At 46.5% G+C, this 21301-nt stretch carries 21 protein-coding genes; 14 read left to right on the top strand and 7 right to left on the bottom strand.

Annotated features, from left to right (window positions below):
• The 10 genes from Q0757_RS01290 (at position 1) to Q0757_RS01245 (ending at position 9293) form a co-directional block, all read left to right on the top strand.
• Positions 1-519, top strand: coding sequence for a TRAP transporter small permease (locus tag Q0757_RS01290; RefSeq protein WP_298783932.1), 519 nt, complete (start codon positions 1-3; stop codon positions 517-519).
• Positions 516-1796, top strand: a complete 1281-nt coding sequence (locus Q0757_RS01285; RefSeq protein ID WP_298783930.1) for a TRAP transporter large permease — start codon at positions 516-518, stop codon at positions 1794-1796. The genes Q0757_RS01290 and Q0757_RS01285 overlap by 4 nt, the downstream gene beginning before the upstream one ends.
• A gap of 33 nt (positions 1797-1829) precedes the next feature.
• The gene (gene uxuA, locus Q0757_RS01280) at positions 1830-2894 is read left to right on the top strand and encodes a mannonate dehydratase (protein ID WP_298783928.1); all 1065 of its coding nucleotides are present in this window, start codon (positions 1830-1832) and stop codon (positions 2892-2894) included.
• A 1-nt stretch (position 2895) separates the two neighbouring features.
• On the top strand, positions 2896-3744 hold the full coding sequence (locus tag Q0757_RS01275) for an SDR family oxidoreductase (protein ID WP_298783926.1): 849 nt from the start codon (positions 2896-2898) through the stop codon (positions 3742-3744).
• Between the two features lie 36 nt (positions 3745-3780).
• Positions 3781-4791 (top strand): sugar kinase, encoded by a 1011-nt coding sequence (locus Q0757_RS01270; protein WP_298783925.1) that lies wholly within the window; start codon positions 3781-3783, stop codon positions 4789-4791.
• A gap of 56 nt (positions 4792-4847) precedes the next feature.
• Positions 4848-5480, top strand: a complete 633-nt coding sequence (locus tag Q0757_RS01265) for a bifunctional 2-keto-4-hydroxyglutarate aldolase/2-keto-3-deoxy-6-phosphogluconate aldolase (RefSeq protein WP_298783923.1) — start codon at positions 4848-4850, stop codon at positions 5478-5480.
• 749 nt (positions 5481-6229) lie between these two features.
• Positions 6230-6892, top strand: coding sequence for a TVP38/TMEM64 family protein (locus Q0757_RS01260; protein WP_298783921.1), 663 nt, complete (start codon positions 6230-6232; stop codon positions 6890-6892).
• Between the two features lie 99 nt (positions 6893-6991).
• On the top strand, positions 6992-7765 hold the full coding sequence (locus Q0757_RS01255) for an SDR family NAD(P)-dependent oxidoreductase (protein ID WP_298783918.1): 774 nt from the start codon (positions 6992-6994) through the stop codon (positions 7763-7765).
• Between the two features lie 62 nt (positions 7766-7827).
• The gene (locus tag Q0757_RS01250) at positions 7828-8493 is read left to right on the top strand and encodes a haloacid dehalogenase type II (protein ID WP_298783916.1); all 666 of its coding nucleotides are present in this window, start codon (positions 7828-7830) and stop codon (positions 8491-8493) included.
• A gap of 170 nt (positions 8494-8663) precedes the next feature.
• Complete coding sequence (locus Q0757_RS01245; protein WP_298783914.1) at positions 8664-9293, top strand: flavodoxin family protein; 630 nt, start codon at positions 8664-8666, stop codon at positions 9291-9293.
• 167 nt (positions 9294-9460) lie between these two features.
• Here the strand turns inward: Q0757_RS01245 and Q0757_RS01240 are convergent, their stop codons facing one another.
• The 6 genes from Q0757_RS01240 to Q0757_RS01215 all read right to left on the bottom strand — a co-directional run bounded on the left by Q0757_RS01240 (position 9461) and on the right by Q0757_RS01215 (position 15865).
• Entirely contained in the window at positions 9461-10744 is a 1284-nt protein-coding gene (locus tag Q0757_RS01240; RefSeq protein ID WP_298783912.1) for a GntP family permease, read from the bottom strand.
• Positions 10745-10780: 36 nt separating this feature from the next.
• A complete protein-coding gene (locus Q0757_RS01235; RefSeq protein WP_298783910.1) occupies positions 10781-11557 on the bottom strand; it encodes a 3-hydroxybutyrate dehydrogenase in 777 nt (258 codons plus the stop codon).
• Between the two features lie 222 nt (positions 11558-11779).
• Positions 11780-13147: a sigma-54-dependent Fis family transcriptional regulator gene (locus Q0757_RS01230; RefSeq protein ID WP_298783908.1), complete on the bottom strand. Its 1368-nt coding sequence runs from the start codon at positions 13145-13147 to the stop codon at positions 11780-11782.
• A 162-nt stretch (positions 13148-13309) separates the two neighbouring features.
• Entirely contained in the window at positions 13310-14497 is a 1188-nt protein-coding gene (locus Q0757_RS01225) for an acetyl-CoA C-acetyltransferase (RefSeq protein WP_298783906.1), read from the bottom strand.
• Positions 14494-15156, bottom strand: a complete 663-nt coding sequence (locus Q0757_RS01220; protein ID WP_298783904.1) for a 3-oxoacid CoA-transferase subunit B — start codon at positions 15154-15156, stop codon at positions 14494-14496. Before Q0757_RS01220 ends, Q0757_RS01225 begins: the two co-directional genes overlap by 4 nt.
• A gap of 13 nt (positions 15157-15169) precedes the next feature.
• Positions 15170-15865, bottom strand: a complete 696-nt coding sequence (locus Q0757_RS01215) for a CoA transferase subunit A (RefSeq protein WP_298783902.1) — start codon at positions 15863-15865, stop codon at positions 15170-15172.
• 114 nt (positions 15866-15979) lie between these two features.
• Here Q0757_RS01215 and Q0757_RS01210 point away from each other — a divergent pair, with 114 nt between their 5' ends.
• The 3 genes from Q0757_RS01210 to Q0757_RS01200 all read left to right on the top strand — a co-directional run bounded on the left by Q0757_RS01210 (position 15980) and on the right by Q0757_RS01200 (position 18966).
• Positions 15980-16864, top strand: coding sequence for a LysR family transcriptional regulator (locus tag Q0757_RS01210; RefSeq protein WP_298783899.1), 885 nt, complete (start codon positions 15980-15982; stop codon positions 16862-16864).
• A 123-nt stretch (positions 16865-16987) separates the two neighbouring features.
• On the top strand, positions 16988-17908 hold the full coding sequence (locus Q0757_RS01205) for a prenyltransferase (protein WP_298783898.1): 921 nt from the start codon (positions 16988-16990) through the stop codon (positions 17906-17908).
• Between the two features lie 104 nt (positions 17909-18012).
• Positions 18013-18966 carry a Gfo/Idh/MocA family protein gene (locus Q0757_RS01200; RefSeq protein WP_298783896.1) on the top strand — a complete coding sequence of 318 codons (954 nt, stop codon included), beginning with the start codon at positions 18013-18015 and terminating at the stop codon, positions 18964-18966.
• Positions 18967-19015: 49 nt separating this feature from the next.
• On the opposite strand, the gene alr is transcribed toward Q0757_RS01200, so the two are convergent.
• Positions 19016-20104, bottom strand: coding sequence for an alanine racemase (gene alr / locus Q0757_RS01195; RefSeq protein WP_298783894.1), 1089 nt, complete (start codon positions 20102-20104; stop codon positions 19016-19018).
• A 242-nt stretch (positions 20105-20346) separates the two neighbouring features.
• Here alr and Q0757_RS01190 point away from each other — a divergent pair, with 242 nt between their 5' ends.
• The gene (locus Q0757_RS01190; protein ID WP_298783892.1) at positions 20347-21228 is read left to right on the top strand and encodes an aldo/keto reductase; all 882 of its coding nucleotides are present in this window, start codon (positions 20347-20349) and stop codon (positions 21226-21228) included.
• Positions 21229-21301: the final 73 nt, after the last annotated feature.

Below are 21301 nucleotides of genomic sequence, written 5' to 3'. Positions count from 1 at the left end.
ATGAGCAGGCTCGCTTTCGCTTTAAATAAGATCGAAGAAACGCTTACGAAATTGCTGTTAGCCAGTATTGTATTATTGGTATTTTATTCTGCCATGGTCCGCTGGGCTGGGTTTCCTATCGCCTGGTCCGTGGAAATGGCTCAACTGCTTTTTATCTGGCTCGTTTTTATCGGAGCTAATCAAGCTCTCCGTAAAAACCGCCACATTGGCGTTGACTTTTTTACATCCAAATTACCTTCAAAAGGGCAGCTTATCATTCAAGTATTTACAAATATTTTAATTGGGGGCTTTCTTCTCTACTGTATTTATTTCGGATTTGTTCAAACCAGTCAGTTCACCTTGAGAAGTATTCAAAATTTACCGTTTAGTTATTCCTATATTACAGCTTCTGTACCAATAGGCTGTAGTTTAATGTTTATTACTCTTATCTCTAAATGGGTTCTATATTTTACCAACAAAGACAAACCTCTTAATTCTGAATCTGTTCAAGAGAGTCCGGCAAAGGAGATAAAACCATGATCTGGGTTTTAATTTCATTTGTAGTATTAATCGTCGTAAATGTCCCCATTGCTTTTGCTATTGGTATTTCGGGTTTGGTGTTTTTTATTACAGAACCGAACCTGCCTATAAACCTAGCCATTCAGCGTTTCGCTGAAGGAACGCAGTCATTTCCACTGCTAGCTGTCCCTTTTTTTGTACTGGCTGGTAATTTATTAAATGAAACCGGTATCACAAAAAGGCTTATCGATTTTGCAAACGCCTTGACCGGTCATTTGGTTGGCGGACTGGCTCATGTTTCTATTATTTTAAGTGCAATGATGGGTGGTATTTCTGGTTCAGCGAATGCGGATGCTGCCATGCAGAGCAGAATCTTATCACCACAGATGATGAACAAAGGCTATTCGGGAGGGTTCACTGGATCCGTTATCGCTTTCAGTGCTTTAATTACTGCCACCATCCCCCCAAGTATCGGCCTCATCCTTTATGGCTTTGTGGGCGAGGTTTCTATAGGACAGTTATTTATGGCTGGCATCGTACCCGGCATTCTTATGACCATCATGCTTATGATTACTTCAAGCCTTATTGCAAAAAAACGTCACTATGAACCCGCACGTATCAAGAGAGCCACATTTAAAGAAGTGGTTTCCACTTTTAAAGCTAGCTTTTGGGGCCTTCTATTCCCAGTTATTTTAATTGTAGGTATTCGTTTCGGTGTATTTACAGCTTCTGAGGCCGGAGCCTTTGCTGTAGTGTATGCTCTTGTAGTCGGATGGTTTATCTATAAAGAACTCGACTGGAAAAAATTAAATCTGGTATTAAAAAACACTGTTGAAGACAATGCGATTATTATGTTGATCATTGCCTGTGCTTCTATCTTAGGGTATGCTATTACGTCTGCCCAGCTGCCACAAAGCGCTACAACATTTCTTTTGTCTTTGACTGAAAATCCCTTTTTAATTATTACTATTGTTTTGGTTTTCCTGTTGGTAGCGGGCATGTTTATGGAGAGTACAGTTAATACGCTTTTACTCACTCCTATTCTTCTTCCAATTATGACAAACATCGGTATGGATCCTGTACACTTTGGAATTTTAATGATGACCATTGTTACCATGGGTGGCATGACACCGCCAATAGGCGTCACCATGTATACCGTTTGTTCTTTATCAAATATTTCTGTCACAGATTATATGAAAGAGTCCATACCTTACATTTGCATGGTCGTGGTTTTTATCATTATTTTAGTTCTTTTCCCTCAAATATCATTATTTTTGCCAGAAGTATTAATGCGTTAATAAATACCAAATTTTCAGAATGGAGTTGGAGCGATGCGTATAGCCTTCCGTTGGTTCGGAGAACATAACGATACAATTTCTTTGAAGCAAATAAAACAAATTCCCGGAGTCGAGAGCATCGTATGGGCATTACATCAAAGGCAGCCTGGAGAGGTGTGGCCGAAGCACGAGATAGATGAGGTCACCTCTGCCATTACTTCCCATGGTTTCCGTGCAGACGTAGTGGAAAGCGTTAATATCCACGAGGATATTAAACTTGGACTTCCGTCCCGCGATAGTTATATTGAGAATTACAAAAACACCATTGAAAACCTGGCGGAGGCTGGTGTGAAAGTTATCTGTTATAATTTCATGCCTGTCTTTGACTGGATTCGTACGGACTTGAATAGGCCATTGAATGATAATTCGTATGCGATGTTCTATCAATACGACCTAATCAATAACGTAGATCCTGAAGAAATGGTCCGTACCATAACATCCAATCCGGAGTTCACTATGCCTGGCTGGGAGCCTGAACGTCTAAAAGATATCAAGCATATTATTCATCAATATGAAAACATCACCGCCGACACTCTGCGTGAAAACTTGCATTATTTTTTATCCGCTATTATCCCAGTGTGCGAAAAGCATGACATCCAGATGGCTGCACACCCGGATGATCCACCATGGCCGGTATTTGGGTTACCGAGAATTCTCTCCAGTCATGAAGACATCCAGAAGCTATTACATCTGGTCGACAGTCCTTCCAACGGCATTGCTCTTTGCAGCGGGTCCCTGGGGGCCAATGAAGCAAATAATATACCGGCAATGATCCGGGAATTCAAAGATAGAATTGCTTTTGGCCATGTTCGCAATCTTTATCGTTTTCCTAATGGGGATTTTATCGAAACCTCCCATCGATCTTCCGACGGTTCTATTGATATTGGCGAAATTATGAAAGCTTACCATGATATTCAATTTGAAGGAGCTATCCGCCCCGATCACGGCAGGCAAATATGGAACGAAAACTGTCGTCCCGGCTATGGCCTTTACGATCGGGCGCTCGGGATTATGTATTTGCTTGGCATATGGGACACATTACACAAGGAGGAGAAATAATATGCTTTCATTGCATTCGAATCTAGAAGGAAAAGTGGCCGTTATTACAGGCGGCGGAGGCGTTTTGTGCGGAGAAATGGCCAAAGAGTTGGCACGTCAGGGGGTGAAAGTGGCCGTACTCAGCCGTAAAAAAGACAATGCCCAAAAGGTAGCTGATGATATTACCAGAGACGGTGGGGAAGCCATCGCTCTTGCTTGTGATGTCCTGGACAAAGAAAGTATTGAAGCAGCGGACCATGCTATCCACCAGCAGTACGGCTCCTATGATATTTTGGTTAACGGGGCTGGCGGCAACCATCCTGACGCTGCCACATCTGAAGAGTTTTTCCGGACCAGCCATTTAGAGAATGAAGATGTTAAGACATTTTTCGACTTAACAGAGGAAGGAATTAAACATGTTTTTGACCTGAATTACGTAGGTACTGTCCTCTCTACTCAGGTATTCATGAAACACATGCTCGGAAAAGAAGACGCCAGCATTATCAACATTTCCTCCATGAGTGCGCCGACTCCGATGACCAAAGTAATTTCGTACAGCGCTGCCAAAGCCGGTATCGATAATTTCACTCAATGGCTAGCAGTCCATATGGCTAAAGAAAACATTCGCTGTAATGCCATTGCTCCCGGCTTTTTTCTAACGTCCCAAAATCGAAATATGCTGCTTGATGCCCAAGGAGAAATGACAAACCGGGCGGAAAAAATTATCAGCCAGACCCCGATGGAACGCTTTGGCAAACCTGAAGATTTAACAGGACCGTTAGTCTGGCTTGTTGACTCTTCTATGTCCCGTTTTGTGACAGGCATCACTATTCCTGTTGATGGCGGATTTATGGCTTATTCAGGTGTATAAATATATGTTTCGTTTAAAACTACGTGGGGTGTTCACATGAAAAAAGTAGTTACAGTGGGAGAGCTCTTGATGCGCCTCTCCCCTCCTTCTATTAAGACAATAAAGCAATCAGACCACTTGAATTTTTATTATGGCGGTGCCGAGATAAATGTAGCTGTTGCATTAAGTAACTTGGGGAGTCAGAGCACAGTATTAACAGCTCTTCCCGATAATCCATTAGGAGAAGCTGCTATTGCTTTTTTGAATAAAGAAGGAATTGACACCTCTTATATTGATATTCAGGGAGCAAGGCTCGGTACATACTTTGTTGAAAACGGTACTGCTGAGAGACCTTCCAATGTCACTTATGACCGCATGTTTTCTTCTTTTTCGACTTGGAGTCCGACTAGTGAAAATTGGGATTCTATATTAGATGAGGTAGACATTCTACACATTACAGGCATTACTCTCGCTTTGGGTGAAAACTGCCGTCATAACACGAAAATAATCTTGGAGGAAGCTAAAAAACGCAATATAAATATTAGTTTTGACTTTAATTATAGAAGTAAACTTTGGAGTATTGATGAAGCAAGAGCAGCTTTCGAAGAAGTACTCCCTTACATCACTATCTGTTTTGGAAATGTTTCAGATCTTACAGATATTTTGAAAAAAGCATATTCAGATACCTCCACTACTAAAGAGATAGACACAATCATTGGTTTTTTAAAAGAGTATAATATAAAATGGTTCGCTTCCACGAATCGAAAAGTAGAAACAAACGAACTGCATCACTTACAAGGCTCATTAATCCATCAAAATGGAGACTCTGTTTCCTCACCTGCTTATTGTGTGCACGTTTGTGATCGTGTAGGTGGCGGTGATGCTTTTGCTGCTGGCATATTACACAAAATAAACCTGCAGCAACATACTATGATGCAGGAAACAATTAATTTCGCAACTGCTACAGGTGTTTTAGCCCATACTTTGAAAGGCGACTCTTTTATTTTGAAGCAAGAGGATGTAGAAGCATACCTTGAAAAACAATACGGTACTGATATGAAGCGGTGAATATTTGAATCTAAATTAATTAGACTACTAACAGTCTAGCCTTAAAGGAGCATGCTATGGAAGATCAAAAATGGTCTATCTTGTCCAAAATATTTGATTATCAGATTGTAGCGGTAATTCGGGGGGATACACATGAGCAGGCAGAAAAAGTAGCTATTGGGGCCTTCGAAGGTGGAATAACTTGTCTTGAAATCACTTATACAGTGCCCAGGGCTTCAAGTCTCATTGAATCTTTAAGCAAAGACTACGGAGAACGGGCCTTAATAGGGGCAGGGACTGTCCTGGATGCCACAACTGCTAGTTTAGCAATTTCCTATGGTGCTTCTTTTATCGTCTCTCCCCATTTTGATAAAGCTATCGCTAAAATATGTAATTTGTACAGGGTTCCTTACCTACCAGGTTGCTACACTGTAACTGAGATGATTACTGCGTTGAAATACGGAGCAGATATTATAAAGGTTTTTCCTGGGAATACGGTTTCACCCTCCTTTTTAAAGTCCATTCAAGGACCACTTCCTCAAGCTAACCTTATGCCTTCTGGAGGAGTAACGGAGAAAAATGCTAAAGAGTGGATCGATCAAGGAGCAGTTGCATTAAGTGTAGGTAGTGTATTGTACAAAAATGATTTGGAGGAAATTAAGGAAAACGCAGCTAATATAATCAATACACTTAAAAACAGTTCTGCATAACTCAGCATCCATCACTAGAAGCCCTGGCGGGGCCCCGCCAGGGCTCTTTTCATTCTCGTTATGACTACCTGTTATTTTGAACCCGCAGTCGTTTTCATTATTGTTCTTTGAGTGTCTTTACAAGAAGTGTATATACCACCGCTACGACAGTAGTATGAAAGAAATAGGTGGCGTGTCTCATTAACTGGGCTGGGGCGAAAGCCTGTAAAAGGGCTGTTCACTGCCCCATTAACAATGACATCATGACAAGAGGACCAAACATCCAAATTAGGACCGAATACAAAACTGGCAGACTAATAAGAGAGGAAAAACGGAGTGTGAGCAATCCAAAGCCTGCATCGAACACGATGCTGATCATTAGATGAACTTGTCCAGCCTGACGAACCCAACATTGCTGACAGCATTTCCCTCTGCCCCATTGTCTGTATGATAACCCCAAACAAAATTCCACCCGCGATACCCCGATACTGCCAAAGAGAGCCGTTCTTCCCATTTCGAATCCCTCCTTTTTTGTTACTGCAATTGTATTCCTTATGTATAAATATTAATGTAATTCAGATTACTCTACATATTGCTCCATCTTCAAACGACATGTAAGCTACCTTATACTGCGGTACGTATGCTTTGAATAATTACTTTCCCCCGTGATACATTGTTCCAACAATAGTGTGCCCGGCTCACTAACGGTATAAATGTTTTCACAACGGATAACAGTTAGTACGCCTGTGTTTTGAAAGGAATGAGGACTTGTGCTCCCACTACCCCGCTGGTTAAAAATCACTTTGGTTTTATTAGCATTCGCCACCGTTTCTTACTTTACTCATTTTTATTTAGAGATCCGTCCACCCGATATTCGTGACTTCATATTGTCGTTTGGCTGGTGGGGGCCGGTTATTTTCTTCATTATTTATATGATCGGGCCGTTTGTCTTCTTTCCCACTTCAGTACTGTCGCTTGGAGCAGGCCTGGCCTTTGGCGTCTGGCCCGGTGTCCTTTATATCATTATCGGGGCTACTGGCGCCGCGTCCACAGGCTATGTCATGGCCAGGCTGTTTGGCAGGTCCGTATTAAAAATGGACAGCTTCTCCTGGTCGGAAAAGCTGTTCCATCAGATGGAAAAACGCGGATTTTTATATATTTTCGTCCTGCGTCTTATTCCCATTGTGAGCTTTGATCTGCTCAGCTACGCAGGCGGTATTGCCAGGGTGCGTTTTACTTCATTTATTCTCGCCACCATTCTTGGAATGATCCCTGGAACATTTGCCTACAGCTTTCTTGGAGCCAGTATCGCTTCAGGCAATATTTTTATATTCATCCTTGCTGCAGCTTTATTTTTGCTGTTAATCGGCATCACATATTACTTCCGGGAGCCTGTCAAACGATGGCTCGGCCTCTCTCCAAACAAGCATTAAAGGATGATTGAATGAATAGCAACAGGGGTATCCGTACAGGGTATTCCTGTTTTCTCTTTCAGTATTTTCTTTAGAATCAAAAATGAAAGGATCGATAGTATGTCTATGAATTTATTTTCTCTTTCCCAACAGGTCGCAGTTGTAACCGGTGGAGGCAGCGGCATTGGAAAAGCAATGGCCGAAACACTGGCTGGCGCTGAAGCCCACGTGGTTATTCTTGGTCGTACCCAAAGCAAAATCGAAGATGCAGCTGACGAAATCAGGAGTGAAACAAACGCGGAAGTGACTCCGCTTGTCTGTGACGTAACGGACAAAGATCAGGTCTCCCAGACCGTCTCACGTATTATGAACGACTTCGGCCGCATCGATGTGCTTGTTAATAATGCCGGCACCGCCGCTTATGGCAAAGTGGAAGATATAAGCGAAGAAGACTGGGAGCATGTGTTCAATACGAACCTGAAGTCTGCCTTCCTAATGACTCAGGCGGTCGTTCCCCACATGAAACAAGCTAATTACGGCCGTATTGTGAATACGGCTTCGGTTGCCGGCGGCGTAAGCTTGTTCTTCAGCTCTGTCTATGGTCCGAGCAAGGCAGGCCTTATCCAATTTACCAAACAGTTGTCGGGCGAGCTTGCCCCGTACGGTATTACGGTGAATGCGATCAGCCCATGGTTCTTTAAAACAGATTTTAATGCCGGCTCCCTTGAAGACGACGATTTCCGGCATTCCGTTGAACAGCGCACCCCGGTCCAGCGTACCGGCCGTCTCGATGAGCTCAAAACCTCCGTTCTATATCTGGCGGCTCCCGGTTCGAGCTATGTTAACGGCCAAAACATTTACATTGACGGCGGCATGACTTCATTTGGGCTGTGACATGTCCATACGCTTTTAAATATGTCTATGCCGAAAATATAAATTAAAAAAGGAGCTTTTCTATGTCCTCCAATTCTATTTTTGCCTTTGATGTTTATGGAACACTGTTTAATATTCAGTCGGTCGATGCTACTTGTGAAGAGCATTTTCCCGGCCAGGGAGAAAGCATTGGCCAGCTTTGGAGACAAAAGCAGATCCAGTACTCCTTTCTCCGCCAGGCGATGGGGAAATACGTTCCCTTTTCCTCTGTTACAAAAGACGCGCTGCGGTTCTCTTTAGCTGCCCATCACGCCGACTGGACAGAGGAAACCGAACAAAAGCTGATGAAGGCATACAATCATTTAACGCTATTTGAAGAAAGCCTGCACGTTTTGAAGAAGTTAAAAGAGCAGTCCGCCACCCTGATCGTTTTCAGTAACGGGTCAAGAGACATGCTCGAGCCACTGCTGGAACAGGCTGGGCTGAACGACTATCTCGACCACGTCATCAGTGTCGATGACATTAAACAGTTTAAACCCTCTCCGGCATCGTATCAGCTCGTATTAGATACCGCCCGCGTGCCGCGTCATGAAATCACCTTTCTATCGAGCAATGGGTGGGACATCAGCGGTGCTAAAGCGTTTGGATTCACTACGGCCTGGGTCAATCGCAGTGAGCAGCCAACCGAAGAGTTGCAGCTGCCTCCTGATTATCACTACACCACGCTCACTCCATTGATTGAAAGCTGAGTTGCTTTAAACAAATATCAACACACAAAATCCGCCCGGCTCGCAGCAAACGCGAACTGGACGGATTTTTTCTTATATAACAGGTATAATCTATACATAATCCTCAAAAGCAGCGTTCATTTGCCGGCCTATATTTCATCCACGTGATGAATAATAAGGAGAGATGTTTTATGAGCCGTCTTTATGCCCTGGTGCTAAACGCTTCCCTGAAGGGTTCCGAGGAGCCGTCCCACACTGAGGCTCTTTCGGATGAAGTGCTAGGTATTTTAAAAAGTAAAGGTGTGGAAACAAAAACCATCCGGCTTGCTGATTATTATATTCCGTATGGCATCAGCGGCAATATGGGAAATGGAGACGAGTGGCCGAAAATCTTTGAAGAAGTGCAAAAGGCAGACATTGTTATTATCGGAACACCTCTATGGCTGGGTGAAAAAAGCAGTCTGGCCACACTTACCATTGAACGTCTTTATGGCAGCAGCGGTGAAACCAACGCTTCCGGCCAGGCCATTTACTACAACAAAGTTGGCGGCGTTGTCGTTACAGGAAATGAAGACGGTGCAAAGCACGCCTCGGCTTCAATTTTATACGCGCTCTCCCACATTGGCTTCACTATTCCTCCAAACGTGGATGCTTACTGGGTGGGTGAAGCCGGCCCGGGTCCCTCCTATATGGATGGTCACGGAAAAGAGAACGCTTTTACAAAAAAACACGTGGAGATGCTTGCCTACAACACATGGCATCTGGCTTCGTTTTTCAAGGCCCACCCTATCCCACCGGAAGGAAATATGATGAAGGCATAAAAATTAATGCACGGTAGAAAAATCCCTCTGCGCGAAAAACAGAGGGATTTTATGCTTACTTAACCTTTTATCCAGCAGTGGCAAGCGGCCTAATATTTTGAAACCTAAAATCTTCAATATACATATATTTAAATGTCTAATTTCTCCGTAAAAAATTTTTTCTTTGGCTACAGAATCCCAATCGTGTTAAGCAGGATAACGATAATTACGGAGATAATTGGAATCAATACAGCGACGACGAAAATATCTTTATAGCTGTCTTTATGGCTCATGCCTGTAATCGTCAGCAAGGTAAGTACCGCCCCGTTGTGTGGAAGAGCATCGAGCCCCCCTGAAGAAAGCGAAGCAATACGGTGAAATGCCTCGGGGTCAATTCCTGTATTCATTGCTATCTGGTAGTATTCTTCACCAAGTGCTTCGAGCGCAATCCCCATACCGCCGGAAGCCGACCCTGTCGACCCTGCCAGGATGTTAACGGCTATAGCTTCGGAAATTAACGGATTGCCGCGGACTCCCATTAATAATGAAGTCAGCTGGTCAAACCCCGGCACCTCCCTTACTACGCTCCCAAATCCTACAGCTGCACTCGTATTAATGATGGCTAGTACGGAACCGCTCGCTCCTCCGTTAACGGCAGGTACAAACTTTTTAAATTTACTCAGGTTAAGAAGCATTATAAGTACGATGCCTGTCAAAAGCGCCACCACAATATCCCATCCGAAAAGATTCAGCGTTAAAAGCACTGTAATCAATGGCAGAACCGAGAGCATAAATGGCGGGGCCTGTTCTTCTTTTTCCATCATGCTCTTGTCCTTCGGTTCAGTGAAATGCTCTCCCTTTGCTGTCATCTGCCTTTCACGCCACCGCAAATAAAGGTAGCCCCCCACTGCCATCACCAGGGCCGCAATGATGCCCATTAACGGTGCGGCTGTGGCGCTTGTACGAAAATACTCGATAGGGATCAGATTTTGAATCTGCGGCGTCCCCGGCAGCGCCGTCATTGTAAACGTAAACGCCCCTAATGCCACTGTCGGCGGAAGCAGCCGGCGGCTGATATCTGCTTCTCTGAATAAAGAAAGAGCAAGCGGATAGACAGCGAAAATAACAACAAACAGACTGACACCGCCGTAAGTAAGCACTGCAGAAGCCACCAGGACGCCCAAAATCGCACGATTCGTGCCAATCAGCTTTGTCAGTGCCCCAGCAACAGAGCGTGCCATCCCGGTGTCCTCCATCAGCTTTCCGAAGATGGCGCCGAGCATAAATACCGGAAACCAGCTTTGTGCGAAATCAACGAAGCCGCTCATGTAGGTACCTGTATATGCATCAAGCAGATTAAGTCCTCCGGTCAGCGCTACAATGCCTGCTGCCACCGGTGCCACCCAGATGATGGACCAGCCTAAATAAGCGAGAACCATTAATGTTATTAAGCCTAACAATATTCCAAGCATTATTTTTCCTCCTTTTCTATCTTAAATAAACGCAGACTACTGCGCCGTATAGCCTCCATCAATTAATACGCTCTGCCCGGTTACGCTTTTCGCCTGGTCCCCGGCTAAAAATAAAGCATAGTCTGCTACTTCCTGGGGATCGAGCAGGCGTTTCTGCGGTACGAGCGGATAGATAACCTCCTCCAGTACTTTTTCCAAAGTAACACCCCGGTCTGCCGCCAGATCCTCCAGCTGATTACGGACGAGCGGTGTATCCACGTATCCCGGACAGAGAGCATTTACCGTGATTCCATGCTCTGCTCCCTCTAAAGCCGCTACTTTTGTGAGACCGATTAATCCGTGCTTGGCACTGTTATATCCCGCTTTTCCGGCAAAGCCGATCACCCCATTGATCGAAGACATGTTAATGATGCGGCCGTGCTTTTGTTCCTTCATGATCGGAACTGCTTTTTTGATCATGGAGAAAGGCGCTGTCAGCATAATTCTGGTCATTTTTTCAAAGGTTTCTGTAGGAAAATCTTCGAGCTTTGCCACGTACTGCATCCCAGCGTTATTAATGAGAATATCCAGCCGGCCGAACACTCGTAGTGTTTCTGCAAAAGCCTCGTCCACCGCATCTTCGTTGGTAACATTGCAGGCCAGGCCGATGCAGGATAGGCCCTCATCAGCAATTTCAGCAGCGGCCTTCTGCACTTTGTCTTTATCAATATCTGTCAGTACCACCTTTGCCTGCTGACGGGCAAAGGCTTTTCCAATGGCAAGCCCTATACCGCTGGCTGCCCCTGTGATGAATACAACTCTTCCTTGAACCATATGCGTATCACTCCTGATAAATTTTAAGTAATCGCTTTCAAAAATGAACATATGCTGAAAGCGTTCTCTTTTTATATATTTGCAAGAACCATGCCAAAATTATTTTTCCTGTCCCTGCCTTGAACCCCACCGTTACTGCCCCTTTTCGTGAAAATAAATTTAAAAAAAGAAAACCATTCCAAAGTGATGGAATGGCTTCCGTAAACATGGAATATTTATATGTTATTCCAGTCCGTATTTCATGATTTTATTATAAAGATTGGATTTTCCTATTCCGAGCAGATCACAGGCTGTCCGCTTATCTCCCTCCGCTTCCTTTAGGGCCTGCTTCACCGCTTGCTTCTCTGCTTCGGCCAACACCTGCTTTAACGGCTTCGTTTCCCGTTCGGCGCCTGTCACTCTCCTATCCGTCATGCGTTCAGGAAGATCACTCAGCTGAATTGTTTCTCCTTCGGTAAGATGCACGGCGGCCTCAATGGTATTTTCGAGTTCCCGTACATTGCCCGGCCAGGAGTAACTCAGAAAGTGGTCAAGCACCTGCTGATCGAACGCCGTAATTCGTTTGCCCAGTCTTTTCGTAGCTTTTTGAAGCATGAACCTGCTGAGCAGTGGGATATCCTCCGGACGATTCCGCAGCGCAGGAATCGTAAAGGAAATAACGTTAATCCGGTAGTACAGATCCTCCCGGAACTGCTGCGTATCCATCAGCTGCTCGAGCGGCTGATTCGTGGCCGCCACTACCCGGACGTCCACCTGTCTCGGACCGCGGGCTCCGAGCGGCTCAATTTCGCCCTCCTGGAGTACACGCAGAATTTTCACCTGGGTGTTCAGCGGCATATCGCCTATCTCATCCAGAAAAATGGTTCCCTGGTCAGCCAGCTGGAATTTCCCCGGCTTTCCTCCCTTTTTCGCCCCGGTAAATGCTCCTTCCTCGTAGCCAAACAGCTCAGACTCCAGCAAATCACCAGGTATCGCAGCGCAGTTTACTTTTACGAAAGGCTTCATGCTTCTCTCGCTTAGCTTATGCAGACCCTGGGCAAATAATTCCTTCCCGGTTCCCGTTTCTCCGCGTAGAAGTACGGATACGTCACTTGAAGCCACTTTACGCACGTTTCGTTTTACCTCTTCCATTTCCGGGGAGACGCTGAGCGCATCGTGCAGCGAATAAGACGTTCCGTTCAGCTGCTCCACCTGCTTTTGATACGATTCAAGCTCAAGCATTAGTGTTTTAATGTGCTGGTTCATTTCCGCCCATTCTTTTCTGTCCCGGAACATGACCAGTCCCAGAGCACCGATAATACGGCCGCCTTCATATAAAGGCACGCGGTCGGCAATCATATAACTGCCTCTGATGTACTGCATGTTCGCTTTTTCTGCTTCTCCTGAAGCCACTACAAGATGCATGCGTGTGTTTTCTATCACCTCTGTTACATGACGCCCGAGCGTTCTGGCAGCGCTGGTGCCGAGAAATTCATAATAGCGTTCATTCATATACGTGATGATCCCCTGCTCATCGACAATAACCACACAATGATGCAGGCTGCCGAACAATATGCTGCAAATATGCTCCATGCCCTCTATATGTTTCATGACTCCCACCCCATTATTAAGGCTGACGTTACTGATTAAATAGTAACGCTCCCGCGGATTTTTTCAATAGTTCAGGAACCTTTATCAAAAGAAAACACCTCCGGCGGCCGCTCAGCGATCACGGCCCAGAGATGTTTCCCATTACTTATATTCAGCACTTGCTTAAATTCTTTCTACAACGGTGGCAACGCCCTGGCCGCCTCCAATGCATAACGCCGCCAGTCCAACATCTGCCTGCTGGCGCTTCATCTGATGAAGCAGGGTCACAAAAATTCTTGTGCCGCTTGCTCCGATAGGGTGCCCTAACGCGATTGCCCCCCCGTTTACGTTCAGCTTTTCTGAATCAATATTCAAATCTCTCTGTACAGCAAGCGACTGAGCGGCGAACGCTTCGTTTGCTTCAATCAGATCGATATCTTCCATCGAGACAGAAGCTTTATCTAAAGCCTTTCGGATGGCCGGGACCGGTCCCAGCCCCATCACGCTCGGATCCACGGCAGCACTCGCGTTGCCGGCAATACGAGCCATACCTGTAATGCCCAGCTCCTTCGCTTTCTTCCCGCTCATGACAATAACTGCTGCAGCCCCGTCATTGATGCCGGAGGCGTTGCCTGCGGTCACGCTTCCATCCTTTTGAAACGCCGGCTTTAATTTTTTGAGCTTTTCCACCGTAGTGCCACTTCGGATGTGTTCGTCCTGCGATACCTCAAGAGCATCTCCCTTTCGCTGAGGCACGCGCACAGCCACGATTTCTTCTTTAAATACCCCGTTATCCCGTGCTGCCGTGGCCTTCTGCTGACTGGCTGCGGCGAATGTATCCTGTTCTTCGCGTGTAAAGCCGTACTCATGGTTAATGTTTTCAGCTGTCACACCCATATGATAGTTTTCCACCGCACACATCAGTCCGTCATGGAGCATGCTGTCGACCAGCTTCTGGTCTCCCATGCCAAAGCCGCTGCGAGCGTTCATCTGCAGATAGGGAGCCTGGCTCATGTTTTCCATCCCGCCGGCAACGACGATCTCCGCATCGCCCGTTAGTACGGCCTGAGCCGCCAGGTGGACAGCCTTCAAGCCGGAGCCGCATACTTTATTTATGGTCATCGCAGGTACGTTTTCAGAAAGACCGGCCTTTAAAGAAGCTACACGGGCAGGATTCTGCCCAAGCCCCGCCTGCAGCACGTTTCCCATAATAACTTCATCCACTTCTTCCTTCGGGACACCGGCACGTTCAAGCGCTTCTTCAATCACAAGCGCCCCCAGATCCACTGCCGGTACGTCCTTTAAGCTGCCCATAAAGCCGCCGACTGGCGTCCGTACCGCTCCGCCTAGCAGAACCTCTTCCATCTTCATTGTTTCCCCTCCCGGTCTGTCAGTGCTTCATCAATTGTAAAAGGAGCCTCTGTATACTGCTCCACGGTTTTTACATCTGCTCCGTTCAGTACTTCTCTTAGTACCATGCCAGACGGCGTGAAATCAAAAACGGCCATATCTGTAATCAACCGGTCCACTACCCTTTCGCCGGTCAGTGGCAGAGCGCATTCGGTACGGATTTTCGATTCTCCTTCTTTATTCGTGTGAGTCATGATGATAACTACTTTTTGCGCTCCCTGCACGATATCCATCGCACCGCCCATGCCTTTAACCATTTTTCCGGGAATCATCCAGTTCGCAAGATCTCCCTGCCCGGACACCTCCATGCCACCGAGAATCGCAAGATCAATATGACCACCGCGAATCATGGCAAAGGATTCCGCGTTATCAAAGAATGAACCTCCCTGCTTCACGGTTACTGTCTCTTTACCGGCATTAATCAGATCTGCATCCACGTCTTCCTCCTCCGGATACGGACCGATGCCGAGCAGACCGTTTTCGGAATGCAGAAAGATATTTTTCTCTGCCGGAATGTAGTTGGCAATCATTGTCGGCATGCCAATGCCCAGATTCACAATCGTGCCGTCTTCGACTTCCTGGACCGCCCGCTGGATAATGTTTTCTCTTTGACTGCTCATTGTTTTCCTCCTTTTATGCCTGCTGGACCGTTTTTCGTTCGATGCGCTTTTCATACGAGGTGCCGACAAGAAGATGCTGAACGTACAAACTCGGTGTATGGATAAAGTCCGGGTCGAGTTCACCGACGTCAACCAGCTCTTCCACCTCTGCGATCGTAAATTTCCCTGCCGCTGCTGCCAGCGGATTAAAATTCCGGGCTGTTTTCCGGTAAATAAGATTCCCGTAGGCATCGCCCTTCCATGCCTTCACAAGAGCCGCATCTCCCTGAATTGCCTCTTCAAGAATGCACTGTCTGCCGCCGATCACTTTATGCTCTTTTCCTTCAGCAATCGGGGTTCCTACACCAGTCGGCGTGTAAAAGCCGGGAATACCGGCGCCGCCTGCCCGGATACGCTCTGCAAGCGTTCCCTGGGGAACGAGCTCCACTTCTAGCTCTCCGCTCAGGTACTGCTCTTCAAAAATCTTATTTTCCCCTACGTAGGAAGCCACCATCTTGTCAATCTGTTTATTTTCAAGCAGCAGCCCAAGACCCCAGTCGTTGACGCCGCAATTATTACTGACTACTGTTAAATTTTTTGTGCCCTTTTCAGCCAGCGCCTGAATGGCTTTTTCCGGAATACCGCACAGGCCGAATCCCCCGACGATCAGGGTGTCCCCGTCCTGAATGCGGGCTACGCTCTCTTCAAAAGACGTTTGTACCTTCGTCATTGTATGAACCCCTTTCAGTTCTTTAATTGGTACTTCCACTTTACTAATAGCGCTTTCATAAGTAAAATAGATAAATAATATAAATTTATTACTAAATAGAATAAGAGGTGACGCATGGATATTAAACAGCTTCGTTTTTTCCTCGAGGTATGCAAAGAACTAAGCTTTTCCCGGGCCAGCGAGAAGCTTCACATTTCCCAGCCCGCTTTAAGCAAAACGATTCATCAGCTTGAGGAAGAAATCGGCCTCCGGCTGCTCGACCGCTCCACCCGTCATCTTTTTGTAACGAAGGAAGGGGAAATCATCCGCCAGCATGCCCGGAAGGTGCTCCGCAGCGCAGAGGATTTGTGGCAGGAAGCAGAAGAAATCAAGCTGCATAAAAAAGGCAGCTTTACATTCGGGCTGCCTCCCGTCATCGGCTCCAGCTTTTTCCCTGAAATCATTGCCGGCTTTCGCAGAACTTATCCCGAAGCCGGCATGCATATTGTCGAAGAAGGCGCGAAAATTATGGAGCAGTCGCTGCTTGAAGGAAATATTGATGTAGGTGTAGCCATTCTTCCCGTCGATGACGAACAGTTTGAGGTTCGCCAGATCATCGACCGGAAAATCCTTGCCGTCACCTCGGTCAATCATCCGCTTGCCGGCCGTGAAAGTATACAAATGAAGGATTTAAAGCATGAATCCTTTTTAATGTTTCAGCAGGGATTTTCCCTGTACGACCGGGTCTTCGAGTCATGCATCCAGGCCGGCTTTGAGCCTGATATTCTTTATGAAAGCTCCCAGTGGGATTTTTTGTTTGAGAGTGCCGTAGCGGGCCTTGGTGTCGCCCTCCTCCCCGAAACAGTCGTTCATAAAGCAGATACAAGAAATGTTTCTGTGCTTGCAGTGGACGATGATTTACTGCACTGGCGTCTAGCGCTCATCTGGCGCAGGCAAAGCTATCAGACCCAGGCCGCCCAGGCGTGGATCGCTTTTGTAGAAGAGGCTTTTAAACAGTAACACTTCTGGTTCTGGCGTCTCCTTAAAACACTGATCAGGTGTTCGGTTTTTCTTTTTGATATAATTCATAAGCAGTTTTATTTCATTTCTCTATGTTTATTTCACGTAGAAAGGACGATGCTTATGAAACATACAATTTCTTTCTGGCTGGAGGCCGCACGGGCAAGCTTTTTGTCTGTCATGCTTATGCCTGTCCTGTTAGGGACACTTGGGGCTTTTGCATGGCACGGAGTCCTTGAGCCGCTCTGGTTTGTTATTACATTGATCGGTGCATTCAGCGCCCACCTGTTTTCCAACATGGTGAATGATTTGTGGGATTACCGCAACGGTGTTGATACAAAGGCACAGGATACAGCAAACGACGTTTCCACCAATTCCGGCATGCTGACAGGAGGCCGGGTGTCTGAGGAAACATTCGCGTTTGTTACGTGGGCGTTTTTGGCCCTGGCTCTTTTATGCGGTGTCATTTTGAGCATTGCCAAAGGGTGGCCGCTTTTAATGCTTGCGGCTGCCGGCGGGCTGCTTGCTTATTTTTATGTGGCCCCACCCTTTAAGTTCGGTTACCGGGGTAAAGGATACGGGGAAGTCGCTATTCTGCTTTCATTCGGAGTGCTTCCTGTCATGGGCAGCTACTACGTGCAGACTGGATATTTTGACGTTCGGGCATTTTTTCTTTCTCTTCCGATCGGCATATTAACTACGATGGTGCTTTACAATCATCATTTTCTTCACTGGAGGGCCGATCGTGATTCCGGAAAAAATACTCTCGTCGTCGTTCTCGGGGAAAGGAAGGGGCTGCTTCTTTCAAAAGCCTTCACCCTGATTGCCATGCTTACGATCCCCTTAGGTATTCTCGTCGGGGCGCTTCCGTGGTACGCGCTGATTGCCATTGTTTCTGCCTGGCCGCTCGTAAAGGCCTATAATGCCCTTGAAGATGCCAACCCTTCTGAATCCTACGGACCGCTCATGGGGGCGTCGATTAAAAGCACCGTCCTGTGTGGTTTTTTCCTGGCAGCAGTTCTTCTGCTGCAGGGAATATTTTAGTCACATGTTCATACGCCTGTTTTTAACTGGCAGGCAGCTTTTATCACAATAGTGTACAATGTGTGCACGAGACTGCATTTTGTAATTAATTAGGAGGCTTTTTGATGAAAACTATTCGATGGGGAATTTTAGGCACGGCCGATATTGCCAGAAGAAAGATGCTGCCTGCCCTGCAGCATACGGAAAATGCCGAGGCGTATGCGATCGCAAGCGGCAGCGGCAAAGCAGAGGAACTAGCCGAAGCCTTTCATATTCCAAAGGTGTACCAAAGCTACGATGCTCTGCTTGAAGACCCGGACATCGATGCGGTCTACATTCCTCTTCCCAACCGCCTCCACAAGGAATGGAGCATCAAGGCTGCCCGCAAGCAGAAGCATGTGTTATGCGAAAAGCCTGCAGCCCTGACTCAGGCGGAGGCAGAGGAAATAAAAAACGCCTGCGCAGAACACGGCGTTCAATTTATGGAAGCATTCATGTACCGGTTCCACCCCCAGCACCAGCTTGTACAAAAAATGCTTGCAGGAAATGCGATCGGAGACGTGGTGACGATGCGCTCATCGTTTACTTTCCCGCTGAAGCATACCGAAGGCAACATCCGGCTTCATTCGCAGGCTGACGGTGGCGGAAGCCTGTATGACGTCGGCTGCTACTGTATTCATGCCATTCGTCAGGTAATGGGGGAACCGGAGCATGCGAGTGCTTTTTATTCGTTTCATGAAAACGAAAGCAGTGACTGGGCTGCGGCAGGTGTCCTTACTTTTTCCGACGGCCGGCTCGCCCACTTTGATTCGGGCATGAACGCTGCTCTTCGCAACGAATACGAGGTGGTAGGCACGAAAGGCGTATTGAAAGCCCACCAGGCTTTTGTACCGACAGAACATCCTTGCAGAGTTTCTATCGAACTCGAAAGCGGGGAATCCTACAGCGAAACCATCGCAGATAACTATTACATTACCGGCATGCAGTCGCTTTCCCTCGGTTTGCTGGAGGGAAGAAGCTGGCCTTCCAATGGACTCGCAGAAAATGCTTTCGTGCTTGAGCAGCTTATAAACTCATAAAAAATGGCCCACAGCCGCCTTTTTCTGGCAGCTGTGGGCTTATTTACCGTTATTCTATATACTTTCGCTCAATGGATTCCTGCACATTCATGATTGAAATTCTTGCTGTTAAAGCGTCTCCTTCGGCGACCGATTTTCCAGTCACATCCACAAGAGAAAACTGTGAACTGGGCTTCCCGACGACCGAAACCGGCTCGTGGCCCCAGAATATTTTTGCCGGCGGCCGGACATAGGAGCGAACATTCCGGAGAATGTTGAAGGCCAGCTTTTTTAGCGTATCGGATTGGTTCTCCCGGGCAAAGTTAAAGCCGTGGGCTTCTCCGAGCGGAATGAGTCCGATAGTCATTGGCTCATTGAGCGGCTTGGTATCTCCGTACCCCGCCGTGCTCCCTGTTTTTATTTCCCGCTTTTCAAGGAGAGGTGTTTTCAGCTCAAACGTTTCCTCAAAATGCAGACCGTTTCTGCTCGCTGCCTGACCGAACATGGCATTGCCGATACGAATCATATTAAAGCCAAGGTCCGGATATTTAACGGCTATCGCGCTGTTCTCCATGTGTATATACGCGGGGCGAACCCCATAAATTTTCGTTATAATTTCTACGCACTGCTTTAAACGGTCACTCTGAAAAATAATTTTTTCCGCGTGCCTGTTTGCGGCAAAATGAGAATAAACGCCTTCCATTTTCACTGATTTTAACGCTTGGTACGCTTCCATAAATGAACCTAAATCTTTTTCATCCAGACCGAAACGATTTAAAGAAATATTAATTTTTAAATGAAAGGGATACTGCCCAGCGCTTTTCTTCCCAGCTGCCTTATCTAATTTTTTCATTTTTTCAACCGTATCAACGGTAGGCGTTAAGTCGTAATCAATAGTACGTTCTGCGTCAAAATAAGGGCCTAAGATCAATATAGGGGCTTTCACGCCGTTGTTTCGCAGTTCAATACCTTCTTCCTCCACCCCTACAGCTAAATAATCAACTTCGTTTTCAATGTACTTGGCCATAGGAACCAGTCCATGGCCATAGGCATTACTTTTAACGATCCCTGCAAAAAATTTATCCGGCATCCGGCTTTTAATTTGATGAATATTGTTGCTTACAGCCTTTACGTTAATTTCAATCCATGAAGAATTCATTCATTACACGTCCTTCTCTATTGAATATTACTCTTTATATCTAAGAATAATTTCATGCGCCTTCTGTTCTATACCTTTACGTGCCCGCCCGGAAACTACCTTTCTATATATCTTCTTTAATATGAACACATTTTCTCCCGGTTTTTATTCTTCGGGAGAAAAGCATTTGATTAAAAAAGCCCTAACGCGGGTATGATAAACAAGGTGTACAAACTTTTGTTTTTATTGAAGGAGGATCATATATGAGCAATTCAGACATTACCGCAGATCAGGCCGGCACGTTCCGGATCGGCGGCGATATAGAAGTAAACCGTTTAGGGTACGGAGCGATGCAGCTGACAGGCGAAGGAGTATGGAAAGAACCATCCAATCCCGATGAAGCTGTCCGTGTGCTCCGCCGGGCATCAGAGCTCGGGGTAAACTTTATCGATACTGCAGACGCCTACGGCCCGTTCACGGCCAACCGTCTTATCAAAGAAGCCCTTCATCCTTATAATGATGATATGACAGTTGCTACAAAGGTAGGACTCACCCGTGCAGGCCCAAATGACTGGCGCCCAGTGGGACGTCCGGAATATCTCCGCCAGCAGGTGGAGCTGAACCTGATGGACTTAGGCCTTGAACGGATCGACCTCATGCAGCTGCACCGGGTAGATCCTGAAGTACCGATAGCAGATCAGGTCGGCGAGCTGAAAAAAATGCAGGAGGAAGGAAAAATCCGTCATATTGGACTGAGCGAAGTGAATACAGAGCAGTTCAAAGAAGCTCAAAAGACCGCTTCCATTGCTTCTGTGCAAAACCGCTACAACCTGGCTAATCGCGAATCTGAAGAAATGCTCGACTATTGTACCGATAACAATATTGCATTTATTCCGTGGTTCCCTTTGGCTACCGGTGAACTGGCCCAGGAAGGCGGACCGCTGGCCGAGCTGTCAAAAGAGCATAATGCAAAACCTGCTCAGCTCGCGCTTGCATGGCTGTTGAAGCGCTCTGACGTCATTCTGCCAATTCCAGGCACGTCCACGGTAAGCCACCTCGAGGATAATATCGCTGCAGCCGGCATTAAACTGAGCGATGAGGAATTTAATACACTTACCAACGCCGTGAAAAGCAGCAACAGTTAATCAATGTCTTATATAAAAGCTTTCAGCCCGCAGCTTTCTCTGCACAGGCTGAAGGCTTTTTTTACCACGGGAG

The organism is uncultured Marinococcus sp., assembly GCF_947493875.1.
Lineage (GTDB): Bacteria > Bacillota > Bacilli > Bacillales > Marinococcaceae > Marinococcus.
The sequence above is the reverse complement of the archived record's forward strand: the minus strand, read 5'-3'. Positions and strand labels throughout refer to the sequence as shown.

Bases quoted from the DNA above. Each gene is read 5' to 3' on its own strand.
- Q0757_RS01290 (WP_298783932.1), top strand. From the start codon at position 1: ATGAGCAGGCTCGCTTTCGCTTTAAATAAGATCGAAGAAACGCTTACG.
- Q0757_RS01285 (WP_298783930.1), top strand. From the start codon at position 516: ATGATCTGGGTTTTAATTTCATTTGTAGTATTAATCGTCGTAAATGTC.
- uxuA (WP_298783928.1), top strand. From the start codon at position 1,830: ATGCGTATAGCCTTCCGTTGGTTCGGAGAACATAACGATACAATTTCT.
- Q0757_RS01275 (WP_298783926.1), top strand. From the start codon at position 2,896: ATGCTTTCATTGCATTCGAATCTAGAAGGAAAAGTGGCCGTTATTACA.
- Q0757_RS01270 (WP_298783925.1), top strand. From the start codon at position 3,781: ATGAAAAAAGTAGTTACAGTGGGAGAGCTCTTGATGCGCCTCTCCCCT.
- Q0757_RS01265 (WP_298783923.1), top strand. From the start codon at position 4,848: ATGGAAGATCAAAAATGGTCTATCTTGTCCAAAATATTTGATTATCAG.
- Q0757_RS01255 (WP_298783918.1), top strand. From the start codon at position 6,992: ATGTCTATGAATTTATTTTCTCTTTCCCAACAGGTCGCAGTTGTAACC.
- Q0757_RS01250 (WP_298783916.1), top strand. From the start codon at position 7,828: ATGTCCTCCAATTCTATTTTTGCCTTTGATGTTTATGGAACACTGTTT.
- Q0757_RS01245 (WP_298783914.1), top strand. From the start codon at position 8,664: ATGAGCCGTCTTTATGCCCTGGTGCTAAACGCTTCCCTGAAGGGTTCC.
- Q0757_RS01240 (WP_298783912.1), bottom strand. From the start codon at position 10,744: ATGCTTGGAATATTGTTAGGCTTAATAACATTAATGGTTCTCGCTTAT.
- Q0757_RS01235 (WP_298783910.1), bottom strand. From the start codon at position 11,557: ATGGTTCAAGGAAGAGTTGTATTCATCACAGGGGCAGCCAGCGGTATA.
- Q0757_RS01230 (WP_298783908.1), bottom strand. From the start codon at position 13,147: ATGAAACATATAGAGGGCATGGAGCATATTTGCAGCATATTGTTCGGC.
- Q0757_RS01225 (WP_298783906.1), bottom strand. From the start codon at position 14,497: ATGAAGATGGAAGAGGTTCTGCTAGGCGGAGCGGTACGGACGCCAGTC.
- Q0757_RS01220 (WP_298783904.1), bottom strand. From the start codon at position 15,156: ATGAGCAGTCAAAGAGAAAACATTATCCAGCGGGCGGTCCAGGAAGTC.
- Q0757_RS01215 (WP_298783902.1), bottom strand. From the start codon at position 15,865: ATGACGAAGGTACAAACGTCTTTTGAAGAGAGCGTAGCCCGCATTCAG.
- Q0757_RS01210 (WP_298783899.1), top strand. From the start codon at position 15,980: ATGGATATTAAACAGCTTCGTTTTTTCCTCGAGGTATGCAAAGAACTA.
- Q0757_RS01205 (WP_298783898.1), top strand. From the start codon at position 16,988: ATGAAACATACAATTTCTTTCTGGCTGGAGGCCGCACGGGCAAGCTTT.
- Q0757_RS01200 (WP_298783896.1), top strand. From the start codon at position 18,013: ATGAAAACTATTCGATGGGGAATTTTAGGCACGGCCGATATTGCCAGA.
- alr (WP_298783894.1), bottom strand. From the start codon at position 20,104: ATGAATTCTTCATGGATTGAAATTAACGTAAAGGCTGTAAGCAACAAT.
- Q0757_RS01190 (WP_298783892.1), top strand. From the start codon at position 20,347: ATGAGCAATTCAGACATTACCGCAGATCAGGCCGGCACGTTCCGGATC.